This window comes from Winogradskyella sp. ECml5-4 (assembly GCF_036903175.1).
Taxonomy (GTDB): Bacteria; Bacteroidota; Bacteroidia; order Flavobacteriales; family Flavobacteriaceae; genus Winogradskyella; species Winogradskyella damuponensis.
Window position 1 is genome coordinate 1 of record NZ_JAYJLF010000069.1, and the last position, 1,001, is coordinate 1,001.

Sequence of the window (1,001 nt, forward strand, 5' to 3'; positions counted from 1 at the left end):
AAAGAGTGAACTTTGTAAACTCTACTCTATCGCACCTACAACGGTCAATGAGTGGATTAAAAAGTATAATCGTAAAGATTTAATGAACACCAGAGTGAAAGTGGAAACAAAAGACGAAATATCTAGAATTAAAGCGCTTCAAAAAGAGGTTGAACAGCTTAAAAAGCTACTACTTAAAAAGGATCTTGATGCTATGGTACAAGATTGTTATCTTGAAGTAGCAGCTGAAGATCTCGGCTATAAATCAGTTAATGAACTAAAAAAAAAGCTAAGTATAAAGCCTTAATTAAAGCTAAAAAGAGATCTAAGGGATTTGCTTCTTTGACAACGATAACTCATTGTTTTGGACTTAAACGTAATGCTTATTACAAGCATAAAAATAGAGCTGATAAGCGTTTAAAACTAGAACAACAGATTATAAACATAGTCAGTAAAAAACGCAAATCCCTTCCTAGAGAAGGCGTACGTAAACTCATAAAATCATTAGATGATGAGTTTACAAAAGCTAACATCAAAGTTGGTAGAGATACGCTATTTAGTGTCCTTAGAAAACATAATATGCTAACACTTAGAAAGAAAACCAGTGCTAGAACTACTAACTCATATCATCGCTTTTATAAGTATAACAACATTATAAAAGACCTTGAAATAGCGCGACCTAATCAAGTTTGGGTATCTGATATTACATACATAAGAACTGTAAAAGGGTTTTGTTATCTAGCCTTAATAACAGATATGTATTCTAGGAAAATTGTTGGTTATGATCTTAGTGATAGTTTGGAACTAAAAGGATGTGTAAGAGCCCTAAATAAGGCCATATATCAAGCCAAAAACATTAAACAGCTTATTCATCATTCTGACAGAGGTATACAGTATTGTAGCAATCAATACACGCAAATACTAAAGAGAAAAAAGATAGATATCAGTATGACTGAAGAAAATCATTGTTACGAAAATGCCATGGCTGAGCGTGTAAACGGCATATTAAAAGATGAGTTTTA

The 1,001-nt window shown here is 32.3% G+C and carries 2 protein-coding genes; both read left to right on the forward strand.

Going from position 1 to position 1,001, the window contains the following annotated elements; all coding sequences use genetic code 11:
- The coding region (locus tag VDP25_RS17660) for a transposase (RefSeq protein ID WP_334471968.1) at positions 1 to 286 on the forward strand (286 nt) is incomplete at its 5' end.
- A 35-nt stretch (positions 287 to 321) separates the two neighbouring features.
- Positions 322 to 1,001, forward strand: a 680-nt coding sequence (locus VDP25_RS17665; protein WP_334471970.1) for an IS3 family transposase, incomplete at its 3' end; no start/stop codon positions are given.